This is a genomic window from Mycobacterium sp. NGS58 (assembly GCF_059812385.1).
The window spans coordinates 59,978-75,810 of sequence record NZ_JCALCO010000009.1 but is presented as its reverse complement, the minus strand read 5'-3'; the positions used below and the strand labels follow the sequence as shown (position 1 = coordinate 75,810).

At 65.0% G+C, this 15,833-nt stretch carries 13 protein-coding genes; 5 read left to right on the top strand and 8 right to left on the bottom strand.

Annotated elements, in window-relative coordinates:
* Positions 1-177 precede the first annotated feature (177 nt).
* The 4 genes from AC5Y4H_RS11030 (at position 178) to AC5Y4H_RS11015 (ending at position 3,938) form a co-directional block, all read left to right on the top strand.
* A complete protein-coding gene (locus AC5Y4H_RS11030) occupies positions 178-1,530 on the top strand; it encodes a hypothetical protein (RefSeq protein ID WP_499981383.1) in 1,353 nt (450 codons plus the stop codon).
* Entirely contained in the window at positions 1,527-2,459 is a 933-nt protein-coding gene (locus AC5Y4H_RS11025; protein WP_499981382.1) for a hypothetical protein, read from the top strand. Before AC5Y4H_RS11030 ends, AC5Y4H_RS11025 begins: the two co-directional genes overlap by 4 nt.
* Complete coding sequence (locus AC5Y4H_RS11020; RefSeq protein ID WP_499981380.1) at positions 2,432-3,364, top strand: alpha/beta fold hydrolase; 933 nt, start codon at positions 2,432-2,434, stop codon at positions 3,362-3,364. The genes AC5Y4H_RS11025 and AC5Y4H_RS11020 overlap by 28 nt, the downstream gene beginning before the upstream one ends.
* Before the next feature lie 166 nt (positions 3,365-3,530).
* On the top strand, positions 3,531-3,938 hold the full coding sequence (locus AC5Y4H_RS11015) for a hypothetical protein (RefSeq protein WP_499981378.1): 408 nt from the start codon (positions 3,531-3,533) through the stop codon (positions 3,936-3,938).
* Between the two features lie 359 nt (positions 3,939-4,297).
* Here the strand turns inward: AC5Y4H_RS11015 and AC5Y4H_RS11010 are convergent, their stop codons facing one another.
* On the bottom strand, positions 4,298-5,131 hold the full coding sequence (locus tag AC5Y4H_RS11010; protein ID WP_499981377.1) for a hypothetical protein: 834 nt from the start codon (positions 5,129-5,131) through the stop codon (positions 4,298-4,300).
* 100 nt (positions 5,132-5,231) lie between these two features.
* Complete coding sequence (locus tag AC5Y4H_RS11005; protein WP_499981374.1) at positions 5,232-5,627, bottom strand: DUF8820 family protein; 396 nt, start codon at positions 5,625-5,627, stop codon at positions 5,232-5,234.
* A 167-nt stretch (positions 5,628-5,794) separates the two neighbouring features.
* Here AC5Y4H_RS11005 and AC5Y4H_RS11000 point away from each other — a divergent pair, with 167 nt between their 5' ends.
* A complete protein-coding gene (locus AC5Y4H_RS11000) occupies positions 5,795-6,454 on the top strand; it encodes an O-methyltransferase (RefSeq protein ID WP_499981372.1) in 660 nt (219 codons plus the stop codon).
* A gap of 3 nt (positions 6,455-6,457) precedes the next feature.
* Here AC5Y4H_RS11000 and AC5Y4H_RS10995 read toward each other — a convergent pair whose 3' ends face one another.
* The 6 genes from AC5Y4H_RS10995 to AC5Y4H_RS10970 form a co-directional block, all read right to left on the bottom strand.
* Positions 6,458-8,452 carry an acyltransferase family protein gene (locus tag AC5Y4H_RS10995; protein ID WP_499981371.1) on the bottom strand — a complete coding sequence of 665 codons (1,995 nt, stop codon included), beginning with the start codon at positions 8,450-8,452 and terminating at the stop codon, positions 6,458-6,460.
* A gap of 238 nt (positions 8,453-8,690) precedes the next feature.
* Complete coding sequence (locus AC5Y4H_RS10990) at positions 8,691-10,118, bottom strand: aldehyde dehydrogenase family protein (RefSeq protein ID WP_499981369.1); 1,428 nt, start codon at positions 10,116-10,118, stop codon at positions 8,691-8,693.
* A 16-nt stretch (positions 10,119-10,134) separates the two neighbouring features.
* Positions 10,135-11,841, bottom strand: coding sequence for a thiamine pyrophosphate-binding protein (locus AC5Y4H_RS10985; protein WP_499981367.1), 1,707 nt, complete (start codon positions 11,839-11,841; stop codon positions 10,135-10,137).
* A gap of 45 nt (positions 11,842-11,886) precedes the next feature.
* Entirely contained in the window at positions 11,887-13,029 is a 1,143-nt protein-coding gene (locus tag AC5Y4H_RS10980) for a CaiB/BaiF CoA transferase family protein (RefSeq protein ID WP_499981614.1), read from the bottom strand.
* A gap of 13 nt (positions 13,030-13,042) precedes the next feature.
* Entirely contained in the window at positions 13,043-13,978 is a 936-nt protein-coding gene (locus AC5Y4H_RS10975) for an SDR family NAD(P)-dependent oxidoreductase (protein ID WP_499981611.1), read from the bottom strand.
* Entirely contained in the window at positions 13,978-15,828 is a 1,851-nt protein-coding gene (locus AC5Y4H_RS10970) for a flavin-containing monooxygenase (protein WP_499981365.1), read from the bottom strand. Before AC5Y4H_RS10970 ends, AC5Y4H_RS10975 begins: the two co-directional genes overlap by 1 nt.
* Positions 15,829-15,833: the final 5 nt, after the last annotated feature.

Sequence of the window (15,833 nt, the reverse complement as noted above, 5' to 3'; positions counted from 1 at the left end):
CACCCACGGAACACAGAACCAACAGAAGGGACGGGACAGCTGTTGTTGCCACGTGTCCACCGTTGGCTCCGCACCCAGCTCCTTGAGCCGCACACCCGCCGCAATGAGGATCTCGAGTACTGGTGGCAGCTGCCGGATGACCCCACCCGCGCCTCATCACGATGGCTGCAACCGTTGGTGGATCTGGTGGCGCCGGCGACATTCAGCGAATGGCACGAAAAGATCGCCGAACACCGTGTCGAAGCCTACGACCAGCTGCGTCCGATGGCGATCCGCACGGCATCACTGGTCGTGATCATGGCCGCGTTCATGATCCTTCGCGCCGGGGTATGGGCCTGGCTCGCCCTGCTGCCGGCGGCGATACAGATTCCGCTGGAGACGTATTTGCAGGGATACCACAGCAAGTCGGCCGGCGACCCGCGATGGCGGGTTGGGCGTGCGATGCGTGACTTTGCCCGCAACCGCTTCCAGACGATGACGTGGAATATCACCGGCATCATCGGGATCGCAGCCTGCCCGCTCAATATCGTCGCAGTCAGTTCGGCTCCAGCCGGTGGCGACGCCGGCTGGGTCAAGATCGCCGCGCTTGCCGCCGCGATCTTCTACCTGAACTCCGGCCTGGCCAACGTTTTTCTCGACCCGCCCAACTACAGCGAGACCAGTGTGATGCCACCGTTCATGCACACACTGCGGCCCTATGCATCGCTGATCTCCTATCTGATAGTCACCGCGATCATCGCAGTCACCGTCGGCCGGCAGAGATGGGAACACGCCATGGTGCCGATCGCCTATTTGTGTGCCGGGCTGACCTTGCTGCTGGGCGCCACACTTCGAAACCATGACCGAATGATCGCGGCGGCAGCGCACGTCGGCCGCCAAGCCGTTCAAGCCGGGCGCAAGGAATTGGGCGGCGTCGTCCACGATGACCTCGGTCCCGCCAAGACCGCTGCTGAATCGGTGAGCCGGCTGGATGGCGTAGCCTACCGTGACGCCGTGGATCTGCAGGCGCTGTCGGCCTTTTTGACTCACTTCAGCACCCGCGTCGGCATCTTCGCCGCCCAGCGCATGGAACTGGGCTATGTCGCGAAGAAAATCCTGTCACCCTACGGCGTCTCGGCGCGCAATGTGGCCTGCGACATCCGCTGGAATGAGCAGACACTGCGCAAAGAAGACCACCGGATCGCCGTGCGGATGACCACCGCCTTGATCCATAACGTGGGCCAGGCATTGCAGAAAGAGGAAAACCGCGACGCGCCAAAGAAAGTCGCATTGGAAGGTTACACCACCGGTTCCGGACGCGAGACGCGCTTTCACGTCGCGGTGCGTGATCATCTGCCGCCGATCCGCCCCCCCGACTGGTGCCCTCCTGGGGGCACCCTGGCTGCGCTGCGGGAGTGGCTGCGCGACACCTTCAACGGCGACTTGACGCAAGAGGTGTTCGGTGATGGCACCAAACGCATCATCGCGTCGTGGGGGGACCGTCCCCCGATCGCCTGGACAGAGTCGGCCGGCAGCGAGGAGACCCGGTGAAGACCTACCTGATCGTCGAGGACGACCCTGGTAAGGCCAACGCCTACCGCAAGTTCCGCGACTACTACGCCGACCGGGGCGTGAACTTCCGAACCGTGTCCTCCCCCAACGCCGCGATCAGCACATTGCAAAACGCTGATGTCCAAGCTTCTGTCGCCGGCGTGATCGCCGACTTTGAACTCGGCGGACGCCGACACGACAACCGCCACAAGCGTATTCAGGCTCCCGGCCCCGACGGCCAGCCCTACACTATTTCAACGGGGCTCGGGGTGCTGGACTGGGTGCACACTCAGGACCCTCGGCTGCCGTTGTGGGCACTGACCAATGATGCCGCCACCCATGCGCCACTCTTTATGAGCGCGGCAAGCCTGTGGCTGGACGCCAAGCCGCTGCACATCGACCGGTTGACCGAGACCGGTACCGCGCGGTCCGATCGGATGCTCGAAGAACTTCTGGCGCCCGAGCGTTACGGTAGCCTCAACCCACTGTGGGACCGGATCGACGACTCCCGCGTGGCATTCCATGAACTGTTGAACACTCCGTACAGCGGTGAGGAAGCCTTCGACTGGCTCAACGCACTTACCCATCTACATGGCGCACCGGGTGGCTTCATCCCCACCCTTACCAACAAGATCCGCCAGATCACACTCAAGCCGAAACTCAACGCCTACGCCCACACCCTCGCGCCGATGATGGCGAAATGGCAGCTGCGCCTTGAGGAAATATACCGAGACTTCCCCGTCGACCGCGAAGAAGGCAGCTGGCCGCAGCTCGGCGAGGACCGGCCACCCACCGGGCTGAAAACTTGGGCCGAGTTCAATCCGATCACCGGTTTCCTCGGCGCCCACAATGAATGCCAGGAGTTCTTCGAAGCCGAGGATGTCAGGATGGCGCTGACCAAATGGCGCTCCCGAGGAGAACAGCCATGACGACACCCAATATGTCAGAGCCACGTCTAGCAGCAACCACTGTTGTGCAACGTTTTTCACCTCGGTCTGTACATGACGACGTCGCCGTCATCAACGGTCTGCGCACAGCGAGCGTCGGCCAACCTGACGCAGCGCGACAGGTATTGATCTTCATGGGGATCATGGCCTGGGTGGAGCCGTTCGAGTTGCAACGGCTCGAACTGCTAGCCTGGGCCTGGAACGCTCGGGTCACCGTCGTCGACGTGCCGGGCTGTGGTTACGGCGGCGCCCGGCTGAGACCGTCGCAGCGGCGCGCGTTGCGCCGCGGCGAATTCGATTCAGTGGCAAGGCAGATGGTGCAAACCGCGCAGGCGTATAACCCGCAACTTCGGCGCGCGCCCGCCACCGTGGTGGGCTATTCCTTAGGGGCGAGCCTGGCTGCCGCCGCGGCCTCGGACCCAGGGCTCATACGGGTCAAGAACCTGCTTCTGGTGGAGCCGGTAGCGCTGCAGCGCCGAAGCGTTTCGGCCTTACTGCGGGCGGTGTACTCGGAGAACCGCGTCGTCGACGATTACGTCGACCGTAACGAGGGAATCCCCTGCCATGTCGCACCGCCGGGTCGACGCAGCGACCCTATGCCGCGGTGGTCGCGTGTCGACGTGGCCCACCTCGGCTATGCGTTAAGCCGCGGGCGGCTCAGACGAGATCTTCTGGGCGCCCACCATCTTCAGAGAATCTCCGTGCAGGTCGTGCACGGCATCGACAGCAAATTGTCAAGACCCGCCGACATTCGCAGCCTGATCAGGCAATGTCGGCGGAACGGGCTTGAGGTGCTCGACATCCCGGTGGCCGGGCGGCACGCGCTGTGGCATTCGCTGAGCGAGGTCGCCAAACTCGCCGAGCGAGCGGGCGAGTCGTTGGACTGACACGGTGGCACGGATTGCCTCGCGACAATGAGGCCAACACGCCGCGTGATGTAGTGACATTCGTGAGTAAGTCTGCCCGACTTCGATATCCGCCGAGTGACAGCAGTGCCGCCACCCTGTTCTCTCAACTTGCCGCTCCCGTGCGGCATCGACCCTAGGGGACCTAATGGAATTCATCTACGGCTTCTTCATTTTCGCTATCGCCGTCTTCGTCCTGGCAGTGATTCTGCAAATTTTCGCGAAGAGGCAACTCGACTTTCACCTGCTCGGCGCCCCGGTCGGCGAAACTTCGCACATTCTCACGACATCCGGCGTCTTGCGTGGCGGATGGAAACCAGCCAGCGGCCGCGGACAGATCAATATCCGACCCGGATTTCTGCTCGGCGGCCGCAATGGACGGCCAGTTCTTTCCATCGACTTGCAGGAGGACGACAAGGGCACACATGTCCAAATATGGCTCTCCGCATGGATTTCCAAGTGGGGAGTAATGGAGCCCGTCCAATCCACTGTGATCATCCTGCGCAGGAACAAGGTAGTCAAAGCACTCCGCGCCGCGTGTGAACCCGCCGTGTGAGCACATGCCTCGGATCAGACGCCGGGATTTCGTTGACCCACGGCAACGTGAACACCTCTGCGCACCTCCGGGCGCCGGAGAACCACTACATCGGTATCCGAAGGCCCCCTGGTGTCCCAGAACTGGACCTCATGTCCTCCGGCCCGCTGAGCCACGTCCACCCCTGTGGCGAATAGTGATGATAAGCCGATCCCTCGCCGGCGCCGGTCCTCACGATGAGGACGCCAGCATCGGTAATTCGGTACGCATCCGAATCGGAGTATTCCTCCACAGAACCGTCGGAGAGCCTCACGCTGAATGCCATCCATGCAGTTTTGCATACGCCCGGTGCGTTCGGCCATGGACGCCGCAGTGCGAGGTCAGCCTTCCTGCTCGATCGCCAACCAGTCCTCGAGCGAGATCCCAAACGCATGGGCCTGACAGAGTTCGGCGCTGCGTCGGCGGCCGACGGCCGGGTCTACCCATTCAATGAATTCTCGCTCCGGATGGCTCGTGTCGCGCATATGGATGAAGTAGTCCCAGCGGCCATAATCGCGGGGGCGGTCGAGCGCGATGCGCTCCGGCAACCGCAACCGGTACAGCTTGGTCCCGCGGATACCGGTATCGAGCAGCTGTGCGTCACAAACGGTCACCAAGCGCTGAACGCTCAAGTACCGCAGAGCGATGGACCTATGATCGGCGTTCGGCAATGCCGCGATCTCGGTGATGGCAAGAGTCCCAGCGATGGTGCGGCGATACGTGCGTACATCGAACTCGGTGCCATGCAGGAAGTACAGCCCGGACCCGTCGCGCCATTGAAGAGCTGGGCGCCCGGTGTCGTCGTGCAGTACGCCGAGGGAGCCCTCCGCGAAGCGAACGGCAGGTGCTGGCACCAACAGCAGCTCGCGACACGCCGGTATCACCCAGCCCAGCCCCGCCCGCTGCGCTCGCGAAAGCGCCTCGGAGAACAGCGACCACTGTCCCACCGAGACCACGCCGTACCGTAAAAACCATGGCGAACGTTGTGATTGCTGACGCGACATGCCACGCCGGATGAGGCTGTTGTAGACCCCGCGGTCGGCAACCAGCTCGCTGCGCCGGATCGATGCCGTCGGGATGTCGGCGGAAGCGCCGCGACCGAGGATGCGTCTCCATCGCTCGTCGGGCCCCTTCGTCATCGCGATGCGGGCCGCGTCGTCGAAATTGGCGGTCAATGTGAGTCGGGTTGCGATCCAGACGTCCCGGCGCCGGCAAAACTCGCTGACCGCATCTAACGCCAGCTCTGGATCGAAAGTTGCTGTTATAGAAGGGGTCTCAGTCACGAACTGGACGGCGGCGCTGTGGTGCGGGCCGCTGGTCGAAGATTCGCTGCGGCGTAATCGGCGGGTCATTTTCAATCTGGGGCGGAGCCAACACGTCGAACTCAGTCTTGCGGATGACGCGCCAGACGCCCGGAGGGACGATGAGCTCGCGGTGCTGATCATAGTCTTTCCGGTGGCGCAGCGGGGTTGGCGTGTCGAGGTCGACATAGAGGCCGGAGCCTGTGGAGACGATCTGGGCGAATAGAGCGTCGCTCTCCAGCACGTGGTGGTGACCTGACTCGCTGTGTCCGACAATGCAGGTTTTCACCGTGTCTCGGACGCCGTCGGGTGCCGCAGCGACCGGCAACAGCAGGACTTCACCATGACGAATCGGCGCGCGATTGGACACCTCGAACCTCCCCGAACTTGTAGCGCTGATAAAACTGAAAACCAACGGTTGTCAGTGACTCGATCGTACGTTCGAATCCCAGACAAGTGGTATCCATTGAACGGCCGACGTACGCCACGCCTCTCTCTCCCCGCGCCCGCCCAGGCTGCACGCCTAGGCTCGATGACATGACCACAACCTTGCAGGATTCCCGGGTCGCCTCGACGCTCGAGCGGATGTACGCCGAGTCGAAAAACCAGATGTCGCTGCTGCGCGAGCGGCACGGCATGTTCGACCGGCCGATGACCACGCAGGAACGCACCGAGGCGATGAGCGAGTTCTACATCCCGGTGACACCGGAAGCCGGCCGGCTGCTGTATTCGCTCGTGCGGGCCACCCGTCCGGCCACAGTCGTCGAATTCGGCATGTCGTTCGGCATCTCCGCCCTGCATCTGGCCGCGGCGGTGCGCGACAACGGCACCGGCCGGGTGGTGACCACCGAGCTCAGTGACACCAAGATCGCGGCGGCCAAGAAGACGTTCGCCGAGACGGGTCTGGACGATGTGATCACGATCCTGGAAGGCGACGCGCTGACCACGCTGGAAAGCCTGGATGGAGCAATCGATTTCCTGCTGCTCGACGGCTGGAAGGATCTGTATCTGCCCGTGATCGAGCTGCTGGAACCCCGCCTATCCACCGGTGCGTTGGTCATCGCCGACAACGCCAGTTCGGCCGACATGGCGCCCTATCTCGATCGTGTCCGCAACCAGGACAACGGCTACGTCAGCTTCAACTTTCAGGTCCGCGACAGCGACAGCATGGAGATCAGCTGCCGCACAAGCGGTTAGGTCCTACCGCAGCGATTCCTCGAGCCACGGCGTAAGCCACCTCACCCCTTCGGGCGTGAGGTGGACGCCATCACTGCGCACCTTGATGCCGTCGACCTTGGCGGTATAAACACCGTCGGGGCACAGCTTCTTGTTCAGATCGAGGATCGCGACGTTCGGGTGGTGGCTAACGGTTTTGCGCAACATGGTGTTCCACAGGTTCACCCGGTCCGGCTGGTCCTCCGGATACAACCGGCCGTCGGGCTTTTCGCCGCCCCGGCTGTAGGGGACGGTGGCGACCACCACGTGGACACCGGTAGCACCCACGATGGTCAGCGCCCGTTCGAGCTCACCGTTGAGGTAGGCGTCGAAGGTCGGGTCGCCGATGTGCGTCCACTGGCCCTCGTTGACCCGGTCCACCGTTTCCCAGCGGCCGATGACGAGCAACGCGACGTCCGGCTGATCCCGGCTGACCTGCGTCGACCAACGAATCGGCCAGCCATCGCATTCCGACCTTTGCTCCAGCGTCTGGCCGATGTAGCGGTACGGCGTACCACGCACCAGGCTGCATCCGATGACGGTGTGATCGAGGAATGCGAACCCGGGCGTTGGGGGCAGGTAGTGCATCCAGGTCCAACCGATCGAGTCACCGAACACCGAGACGGTGAACGGCCGGTTGGCATCTCGGGCCCGGCTCGGACCGGGCGGCGACGGCGAGACCGCGGCGACGGCCGAAACGCCGGGCGGTAGACCGACCTCACGAAGACCGGGCCCGGTGCCCACCGGGATCACCAATAGAGTCACCGCGGCCGCGCTGGCCACTGTCGCAGCCGCCAGCGGCAGCAGCGGCACCCGCGCCGGTCGCCACCGCCGAATGGGTTGTTCGAGCAACCAATACGACGTTGCGGCCACCAACAGCGTGGCGCCGCATCGTGCGGCGAACAGCGGCAGGCCGGACCAGCCGGTGCGTTCGCCGTTGAGCGTCAAAAAGATCGGCCAATGCCACAAGTAGACGCCGTAGGAGATGGTTCCCAGCCACACCAGTGGGCGCAATGCCAGCACGCGCGCCACGATCCCGCGCTGCTCCAGCGCGACCGGTGCAATCACCATCACCGCCGCGATCGCGACTCCGATCAGCAAGCCGTGGTGGAATTCGCCGCTCGCCCCGGTGGCGTAGTGCGTCGCCGCCGCCAGTCCCGCCATACCGAACAGCGGCAGGATCCGGGCGGCCCGGCGCCCCCACCGCGTGCGAATCATGCACCAGCCGCGATTCATCGATGGCCAGTCCCGCACGAGCAGCGCAGCCGACGCGGCGCCGACCAGCAACGCCTGCGCCCGGGTGTCGGTGCCGAAATAAATCCGGTCGCGGGTGCCGTCCGACGCCAAGACGATGGCGAGCGCCGCCGAAGCCAGCGCACCGAAGGTGGCTATCAGGAAGGTGGCGAACCGCACGCCGCCGACGGTGGCCCGGGACGAGCGGCGCCTCGCGCGGGCGGCGAGCAGCAGGGTGACCGCGATGAGCAGCACCGGCCAGACGAAGTAGTACTGCTCCTCCACCCCAAGTGACCAGGTGTGCTGCAGCGGTGACGGCGGAGCGCCCTGGGTGAAGTAGTCGGTCTTCTGGGCGACGAACCGCCAGTTCGCCATCCACACGAACGCCGCGATGGCGTCGTCGCGCAGTCCGGTCAGCGACCGGTCGGGCAGTAGCTGGCGGGCGGCGGCCACGGTGAGCACCATCAGCACCAGTGCGGGCAACAGTCGACGCGCACGCCGGATCCAGAAGCCGGTCAACCCGATACGACCTGTGCGGCCCAATTCGTCCAGCAGCAGCGAGGTGATCAGGAAGCCGCTGAGGACGAAAAATACGTCGACGCCGATGAATCCGCCGCTGACGCCGGGGATGCCGCCGTGCCCGATGAGCACCAGCGCGACCGCGATCGCACGCAGTCCGTCCAGTGCCGGGATTCCGCTGGCCCGCTCCGGCCGGTCCCAGATCGCCAGCCTGCCGACGCGGCGCACGGGGGCCACCCACCGGGGCCGAGTACGACGAGCCGGTGCGGGATAAGACCCGCCCGGCTCTGTGCTTGCTGTCAGCGCGCCGTAACTACCATCTCGCCCGGCGCCAAGGTTGATGCCGATACGTCGCTGCCCCTCCTGTTGAGTTCAGCAAGCCAGCCTAGAGGCGGGCGCACGGGATCAGGTGGAGGACACGCGACGGTTTTCCGCCGTGCTGCGTTCGGATTTCACTCCCGACAAGTCAGCTCTTGTCGGGCGCGTAACCCAGGGTGCTCTTGACCTCCAGATACTCCTGGAAGCCGAACTCGCTCCATTCCCGACCGTTGCCGCTGTGCTTGTAACCGCCGAACGGCGCGTTCAGGTCGAAGGCGTGATTGATGGTCACCCATCCCGCGCGGATCTTGCGGGCTATCTCGCGCGCCGTGTCGAGGTCGGCCCCCGAAACATAGCCCGCGAGGCCGTATTGGGTGTCATTGGCGAGCTCGACGGCGTGATCGAGGTCGTCGTAGCCGAGAATGCACAGCACGGGCCCGAAGATCTCCTCGCGCGCGATCGTCATGTCGTTGGTGACATGCGCGAAGACGGTCGGCTTGACGTAGTAGCCCGTCTCCAGTCCCTCCGGCCGGCCCGGGCCGCCCGCGACCACGGTCGCGCCCTCGTCGATGCCTTGCTGGATCAGGCGCTGCACCTTCTCGAATTGTGCCCTCGACGCGACCGGACCGATGGCCGTCGCGTCGCCGTTGCCCACCTGGACTTGTCCGGCGACCTCACGCGCGATGTCGATCGCTTCGTCCATCCGGGAATTCGGGACCAGCATGCGCGAGGGCGCGTTACAGCTCTGCCCGGAATTGGGCATCATGCCGGCCACACCGGCCTTGACGCCTTGGGCGAAGCCGCTGTCGTCGAGGACGATGTTGGGGCTCTTGCCGCCGAGCTCCTGGGTCACTCGCTTCACGGTCGCGGCGGCATTCGTGGCCACGTCCACGCCGGCCCGGGTGGACCCGGTGAACGACACCATGTCGATGTCGGGATGGCTCGCCAGGGCCACACCGACGCCCGGCCCGTCTCCGTTGATCAGGTTGAACACCCCGGCCGGCACGCCCGCGGCTGCCAGGATCTCGGCGAAGATATAGGGCGAATACGGTGCCACCTCAGACGGTTTCAAGATGACGGTGCAGCCGGTCGCCAGCGCCGGGTAGACCTTGACCGCGACCTGGTTGATCGGCCAGTTCCAGGGGGTGATCAAGCCGCAGACGCCGATCGGCTCCTTGGCGATCAGGGTCGCCCCTTTCTGTTCGGAGAATGCGAAGTTCTTCAGCGCGTCGATGGCCGTGGTCAGGTGACCGATCCCGAGGAAGACCTGCGGCCCCGCGGCGAGCGAGGGGGGCGCGCCGATCTCCTCGGTCACCGCCTCGGCGAGATCGTCCGTGCGCTTCTGGTATTCGGCGAGGATGGCCTGCAACAGGTCCAGGCGCTGTTCGCGGGTGCTCTGCGACCAGCTGGCGAAGGCTCGCCGGGCGGCGTTGACCGCGACGTCGACATCGGCAGCCGACCCCAGCGAGATCTTCCCGGAGACCTGCTCGGTCGCCGGGTTCACCACGTCGAAAGCATTGGAGCGCACCGGGTCGACCCACTGCCCGTCGATGTAGAACTTCAGGTATTCGCGCATCAGATCGATCCCTTTCTTACTGGGTGCCTTCGGCGTACCAGGTTCGGAATTCGTCGTACTTGGGCATCTCCTCGGAATTAGCCTTTGGATCGATGCAGACGTGGACGACGGCGGCCTTGCCGCTAGCGTAGGCCCGCTTGATGGCCGGGCCGATCTCATCCTCCTTTTCGACGTACTCACCGTGGCAGCCGAAACCCTCGGCGACCCGGTCGAGGCGGACGTCCTTGCTCCAGTGCACGCCCGGCTGCGGCGACGGCTGCTCGAAAGTGCGCTTGTACACACCCACCTCCAGGCCCCACTGGTGGTCGACACCCACCACGCACACCAGCGGAAGATTCTGCCGCGCCGCGGTTTCCAACTCGGCGATGTGGAACAGGAACGCCGAGTCGCTGGTCAGCAACATCACCGGTCGATTGCCGCCCTCGGCGACGGACGCCCCGACCGCGTATGGCAGGCCGGTGCCGAGATGACCGAAGTTCTGGTTCCAGATGACGTCGCGCGGTTTGGCCTGCGAATAGGTCCATCCGAAGATGACGGTGGCCCCGCCGTCACGGACCATGATGCCGTTTTTCGGGAAGGCTTTGGTGGCCTCGACGACGAACCGCGCCGGGTGTACCGGCGTCCGGCCCGTCGGCGCGTTCTCGGCGAGCTGCGCCAGCTCGGCCGCATCCTCGGAGATCCAGCGGTCGAGGTCGGCCGACGCCTTTCTCGGGTTGTCGCGCAGGGCCTCCACCAGCTGAGGGACCACACCGCGAAGGTCGCCGACCAGGGGGATGTCAATGGGACGGTTGACGCCGATGGCCACCGGATCCTGTTCGACCAGAACCCATTTGCGCTTCGCGTCGTTCTGCGCCCAGTGTCGGGTCTTGCCGTAGTGGCTTGGTTCACCGAGCTCCGTGCCGAGCGCGAGGCACAGATCGGAGGAGGCCACCGCCTCGACGGCCGCCGGCGAGAAGCCGTAGGCGAAGGTGCGGTCCTCGAGGCCTTCGATGAACGACGTGCCACCGGAGGTTTGGATCACCGGGCACTGCATGAGGTCGGCCAGCTCCCTGACCGCGGCGCCGGTGTGCGACGTGTGAACCCCGTGCCCGACCAACAGAATGGGGCTGTCCGCCGCACGGATCAGCTTCGCCGCCTCGGCCACCTCGCGCTCACCCGCGGTCTGGTTGACAAGCCGGTACCGGTGGGGCGGCAGCGGATCCGGCACATCGAGCTCCTCGAGGATGACGTGGGACGGATACTCGATGTAGGCCGGACCGGGCGTGCCGGACATGGCCCGGCGGATAGCCTCGTGGATGATCTCGTCGGTCTGGTCGGCGTACTCGATGGATGCGCTGTATTTGACCGACGACGCGAAAAGTGGCTCCTGGCGGACGAATTGGATACGCCCGCGCCGGACCCGACGCTCGGTGATGCGGGCGCGCTGCCCGCCGAGGAAGATCACCGGCGAGTTCTCCACGAGGGCACACTGGATCGCCCCTGCGATGTTGGCCATGCCCGGGCCGAGCGTGCCGATGCACAGCCCCGGCTTGCCCGTCATGCGTGACGCCGCCTCGGCCATGAATCCCGCGCTCAGTTCGTGGTGCGGCGCGACGACCGACCACCCGCGGGCATCGGCCTCGGCGAACATGTGCACGAAGTTCGGGTCCGGGATGCCAAACAGCGTGTTCACGCCCTCGGCCTCGAACAGATCGAGGATGCGTTTGTAGACGGGGACGCCCATGGTCTTTGAAACTCCTTACTAGCTGCAGATTTTGTTGAGTAAGCACTATCCCGGGTTCGCGTCGACGGCCATGCCGAGCTCGTCGAGGATCTCCGCGGTGTGTGCACCGAGCTCCGGTGCCGGCCCGGCGACGCGACCCGGTGTCTGCGAGAACCAGGTGGGCACGCCCGGAAAGCGCACCGGGCCGTGCGGACTGTCCACCGTCTCGAACATGCCGACGGCGGCCAGATGCGGATCGTCGAACAGCGCTCCGGGTGTGTTCAGCGGCGCGGCCGGAATCTCGAGCTCGCGCAGCAACTCCAACCACTGGGCGGTGGAGCGCTCTTTCATGGTCTCGGCCAGCAGCCCATAGACGGTGTCGATCTCGCGGGCGCGCTGTTCCAGCGTCGCATACAGCTCGCTGGCCCACGGCGGCTCAACAGCTTTCATAAAGGCGTTCCAGTGCTTGTCGTTGTAGATCAGTGCGGCGATGTAGCCGTCGCTGGTGCGGTACGGGCGTCGGTTGGGCGCCACCGTTCGCGGATACACCGCCGGCCCGAGGGGCGGGTCGAACAGGGCGCCGTTGGCGTGTTCGACGAGCATGAAGGAGGCCATGGTCTCGAACATGGCGACCTCGACTTCCTGACCCTGGCCGGTGCGCTCGCGATGGAACAGCGCCATGGTCGTCGCGTACAGCGCCGTCAGCCCGGCTATCTTGTCGGCCATGATGGTGCCGACGTAATCGGCCTCGCCGGTCAATTGCTGTTGCACCGCGGGCAGGCCGCATTCGGCCTGGATGGTGTCGTCGTAGGCGGGACGGTCGCGGTCGGGTCCGCGTCGCCCGTACCCGTAGCAATTGGTGTAGATGATCGCGGGATTTATCGCGGCGACCTCGTCATAGCCGAAGCCGAGTTTGGTGATCGCCTTGGCGCGCATCGAGTGGATGAACACGTCGGCGGTCTCGACGAGAGCACGTAACGCGCGCGCACCGGCGTCGGTCTGCAGGTCCAGAACGATGCTGCGCTTGCCGCGGTTGACGTTGACGAAGACTCCGCTCATGCCCGGGGCGGGGCCCACCGAGATGTAGCGCGTGTTATCCCCTTGCGGTGGTTCGACTTTGATCACGTCGGCGCCCATGTCGGCCATGATCTGTGTGCAGTACGGCCCCATCACCATCGCGGTCAGGTCGACTACCCGCACACCGGCCATCGGGCCCGCCGGGCTAGCCATTGAGCGCTCCCTGGCCGGTCGAGCGATGCGCCAGCTCGAAGCTGTAGCGGATGTGCCGGTTGTGTCCGTCGGGGACAACCGGAAAGATCAGCGGCGCCTCGACGTAGCGGATCGCGTCCAGATGGTTGTCGACTTCCTCGATGGTCCAGGATGAGCGGCACACGCCCGGGGTCTCCGCGATGACGGCCCGTGCCACGCGACCGGCCAGCGCGATGAATATTTCGCCGGTCACCGAGCAGGACTCGTGCGAAAGCCAGCCCACCACGGGTGCAACGAGTTCCGCGCCCATCGGAGGATAGGACGAGGTGTCGATGCCTTCGGCCATCCGTGTCACCGCGGCCGGCACGATCACGTTGCACCGCACGCCCTCGGCGGCGCCTTCGAGCGCGGCCACGTTCGACAGCCCGATCACCCCGGCCTTGGCCGCCGCGTAGTTGGCCACGTTGTGGTTGCCGTACAGGCCGCCGATCGACGACGTCAGCACGATGCGGCCGTAGCCCGCCCCGCACATCACCGGAAATGCCGGACGCACAACGTTGAACGCGCCGCGTAGGTGCACGTCGAGCACGGCGTCGAAGTCCTCGTAGCTCATCTCCTTGAGGGATCCGCGACGGACATTGCCGGCGTTGTGGATCAGAACATCGATGCCACCGTAATTTTCGAGCGCGGTCCCGACGATCGCCTCGCCGCCTTCGCGGGTCGCAACCGACGCGCTGCACGCCACGGCCTCGCCCCCGGCCGCCGCGATCTCGGCGACCACCTGCTCGGCCGGACCGGCGTCGGCGCCGTCGCCGTCGAGCCCGCCGCCGGCATCGTTGACGACAACCTTCGCCCCGCGCGAGGCCAAGAGCAAGGCGTAGGAGCGGCCGAGCCCTCGGCCGCCTCCGGTGACGACCGCCACCCGGCCGTCGAATCTCAACTCAGCCATCATGTTCCGAGGACAAGTCCGGCTAGGTCGCCTTGTGCCCGCCAGTCTTTGAGCAGGTCGTCGAAAACGTAGAAGCCGGGCATAAAGGGGTCGCCGATGGCCGAGCGGATGCCCTCGCCGCCACCGCCGCCCTCGTTGTTGTAGTACCCGGGCGTGCACGAGACGGCGAACTCTGATGCGTCTATCGAGGTTTCACGGATCGTCTTGACCCAGTCGTCTTGAGCGCCCTGGCTAGGTTCGACGGTCGCCGCGCGCCGTGCCATCGCTTCGGAGATTATGTAAGCGATATGTTCGGCCTGCTGCTCGAGCATCGCGGTGGTGTTCCCCGCCACGCCGCCCTGAATGAAACCGGTGAAGAACTGGTTGGGAAAGCCCCGGGTGGTCATCCCGTGGAGTGATTTATAGCTGTCCCGCCAGTGATCGAAGAGCGACAGACCGTCGCGACCCTCGATCACGTCGATTGCGTACCGGCGGCTGATATCGGTGGTGATCTCGAAACCGCTGGCGAAGATGACGCAGTCGACCTCGTACTCGACGCCGTTGGCGACGATCCCGTTCGCGGTGAGCCGTTCCACGCCTTTGGATTCCGACACGTCGACCAATGTGACGTTTGCGCGATTGAACGTCGGCAGGTATTCGTCGTTGCTACAGGGACGCTTGCACATGAACCGGTAGTACGGTTTGAGCGCTTCCGCGGTGTCCGGATCATCCACCAGCTCCTCGACGCGCCGCCTCAGACGTTCCATGACCTTGTAATCCTCTTCCTCGCGGAAGGCCATGATCTGCTCGATGCTCAGCGCCGTGGGATCGTCGGAAGCCGCGATCCGCGCGGTCAGGTTGCGGCCGAGTTCGGTCCAGAAATCGCACACCATGTCGGGCTCGTCGAACACCGCCCCTTCTCCCAGCGGGGACCAGCGGTGGAAGTTGCGCTTGCGCTGCTCCTGCCAGCCCGGCCGCAGCGATGCCGCCCACTCCGGGTCCGTCGGCTCGTTGCCCCGCACGTCCACCGACGAGGGCGTGCGCTGAAACACGTACAGGTGCTTCGCGTCTCGGCCCAGGTGCGGAACCAGCTGCACTCCGGTCGCACCCGTGCCGACAAGGGCGACGCGTTTGTCACGCAGCTTGTGCAGTCCGCCATTGGCATCCCCGCCGGTGTAGTCGTAGTCCCACCGAGCGGAGTGGAACATGTGTCCGGTGAACTCCCTGATGCCGGGGATACCCGGGAGCTTCGGCCGGTTGAAGGAGCCCTGTGCCATCACCACGAACCGGGCGCGAATGTCGTCGCCGCGGTTGGTGCTCAACCGCCAGCGCTTGATCGTCTCGTCCCAGCGCGCCTCGCGCACCTGGGTGGAGAGATTGGCGCCGTCATAGAGCCCGAAATGCTTGGCGATCCGGCGGCAGTGCTCAAAGATTTCGGCACCGTCGGCGAACTTCTTGGAGGGAATGTAGTTGAGTTCCTCCAGCATCGGGATGTAGCAGTACGCGTCGTTGTCGCACTGGATGCCCGGGAAACGATTCCAATACCAGACCCCGCCGAAGTCGCCGCCCATCTCGATGATGTGCACGTCCTCTACGCCGGCCTTCTTGAGGTACGAGCCGGCCAGCAGGCCGGTGATGCCGCCACCGAGGACCGCCACGTCGATGTCCTCGTCGATCGGCGTGCGGGGTATCACCGGCGTGTGGGGATCGACCTCCGAGAATTCGGCGAAGTCGTCCTTGAGTTCTAGGTACTGCTTCGAGCCCTCCGGGCGTAGCCGCTTATCGCGCTCGAACAAGTACTTCCCGCGCAGCGCGTGGATATCGATGTCCTGCGGCGTCTGGGTCGGCCCGCATGTCTCGAACATTGTCATCTATC

Excerpts from the sequence above, each read along its gene's own strand:
- AC5Y4H_RS11020 (WP_499981380.1), top strand. The coding sequence starts at position 2,432 with ATGGCGCTCCCGAGGAGAACAGCCATGACGACACCCAATATGTCAGAG.
- AC5Y4H_RS11015 (WP_499981378.1), top strand. The coding sequence starts at position 3,531 with ATGGAATTCATCTACGGCTTCTTCATTTTCGCTATCGCCGTCTTCGTC.
- AC5Y4H_RS11000 (WP_499981372.1), top strand. The coding sequence starts at position 5,795 with ATGACCACAACCTTGCAGGATTCCCGGGTCGCCTCGACGCTCGAGCGG.
- AC5Y4H_RS10990 (WP_499981369.1), bottom strand. The coding sequence starts at position 10,118 with ATGCGCGAATACCTGAAGTTCTACATCGACGGGCAGTGGGTCGACCCG.
- AC5Y4H_RS10985 (WP_499981367.1), bottom strand. The coding sequence starts at position 11,841 with ATGGGCGTCCCCGTCTACAAACGCATCCTCGATCTGTTCGAGGCCGAG.
- AC5Y4H_RS10980 (WP_499981614.1), bottom strand. The coding sequence starts at position 13,029 with ATGGCCGGTGTGCGGGTAGTCGACCTGACCGCGATGGTGATGGGGCCG.
- AC5Y4H_RS10975 (WP_499981611.1), bottom strand. The coding sequence starts at position 13,978 with ATGGCTGAGTTGAGATTCGACGGCCGGGTGGCGGTCGTCACCGGAGGC.
- AC5Y4H_RS10970 (WP_499981365.1), bottom strand. The coding sequence starts at position 15,828 with ATGACAATGTTCGAGACATGCGGGCCGACCCAGACGCCGCAGGACATC.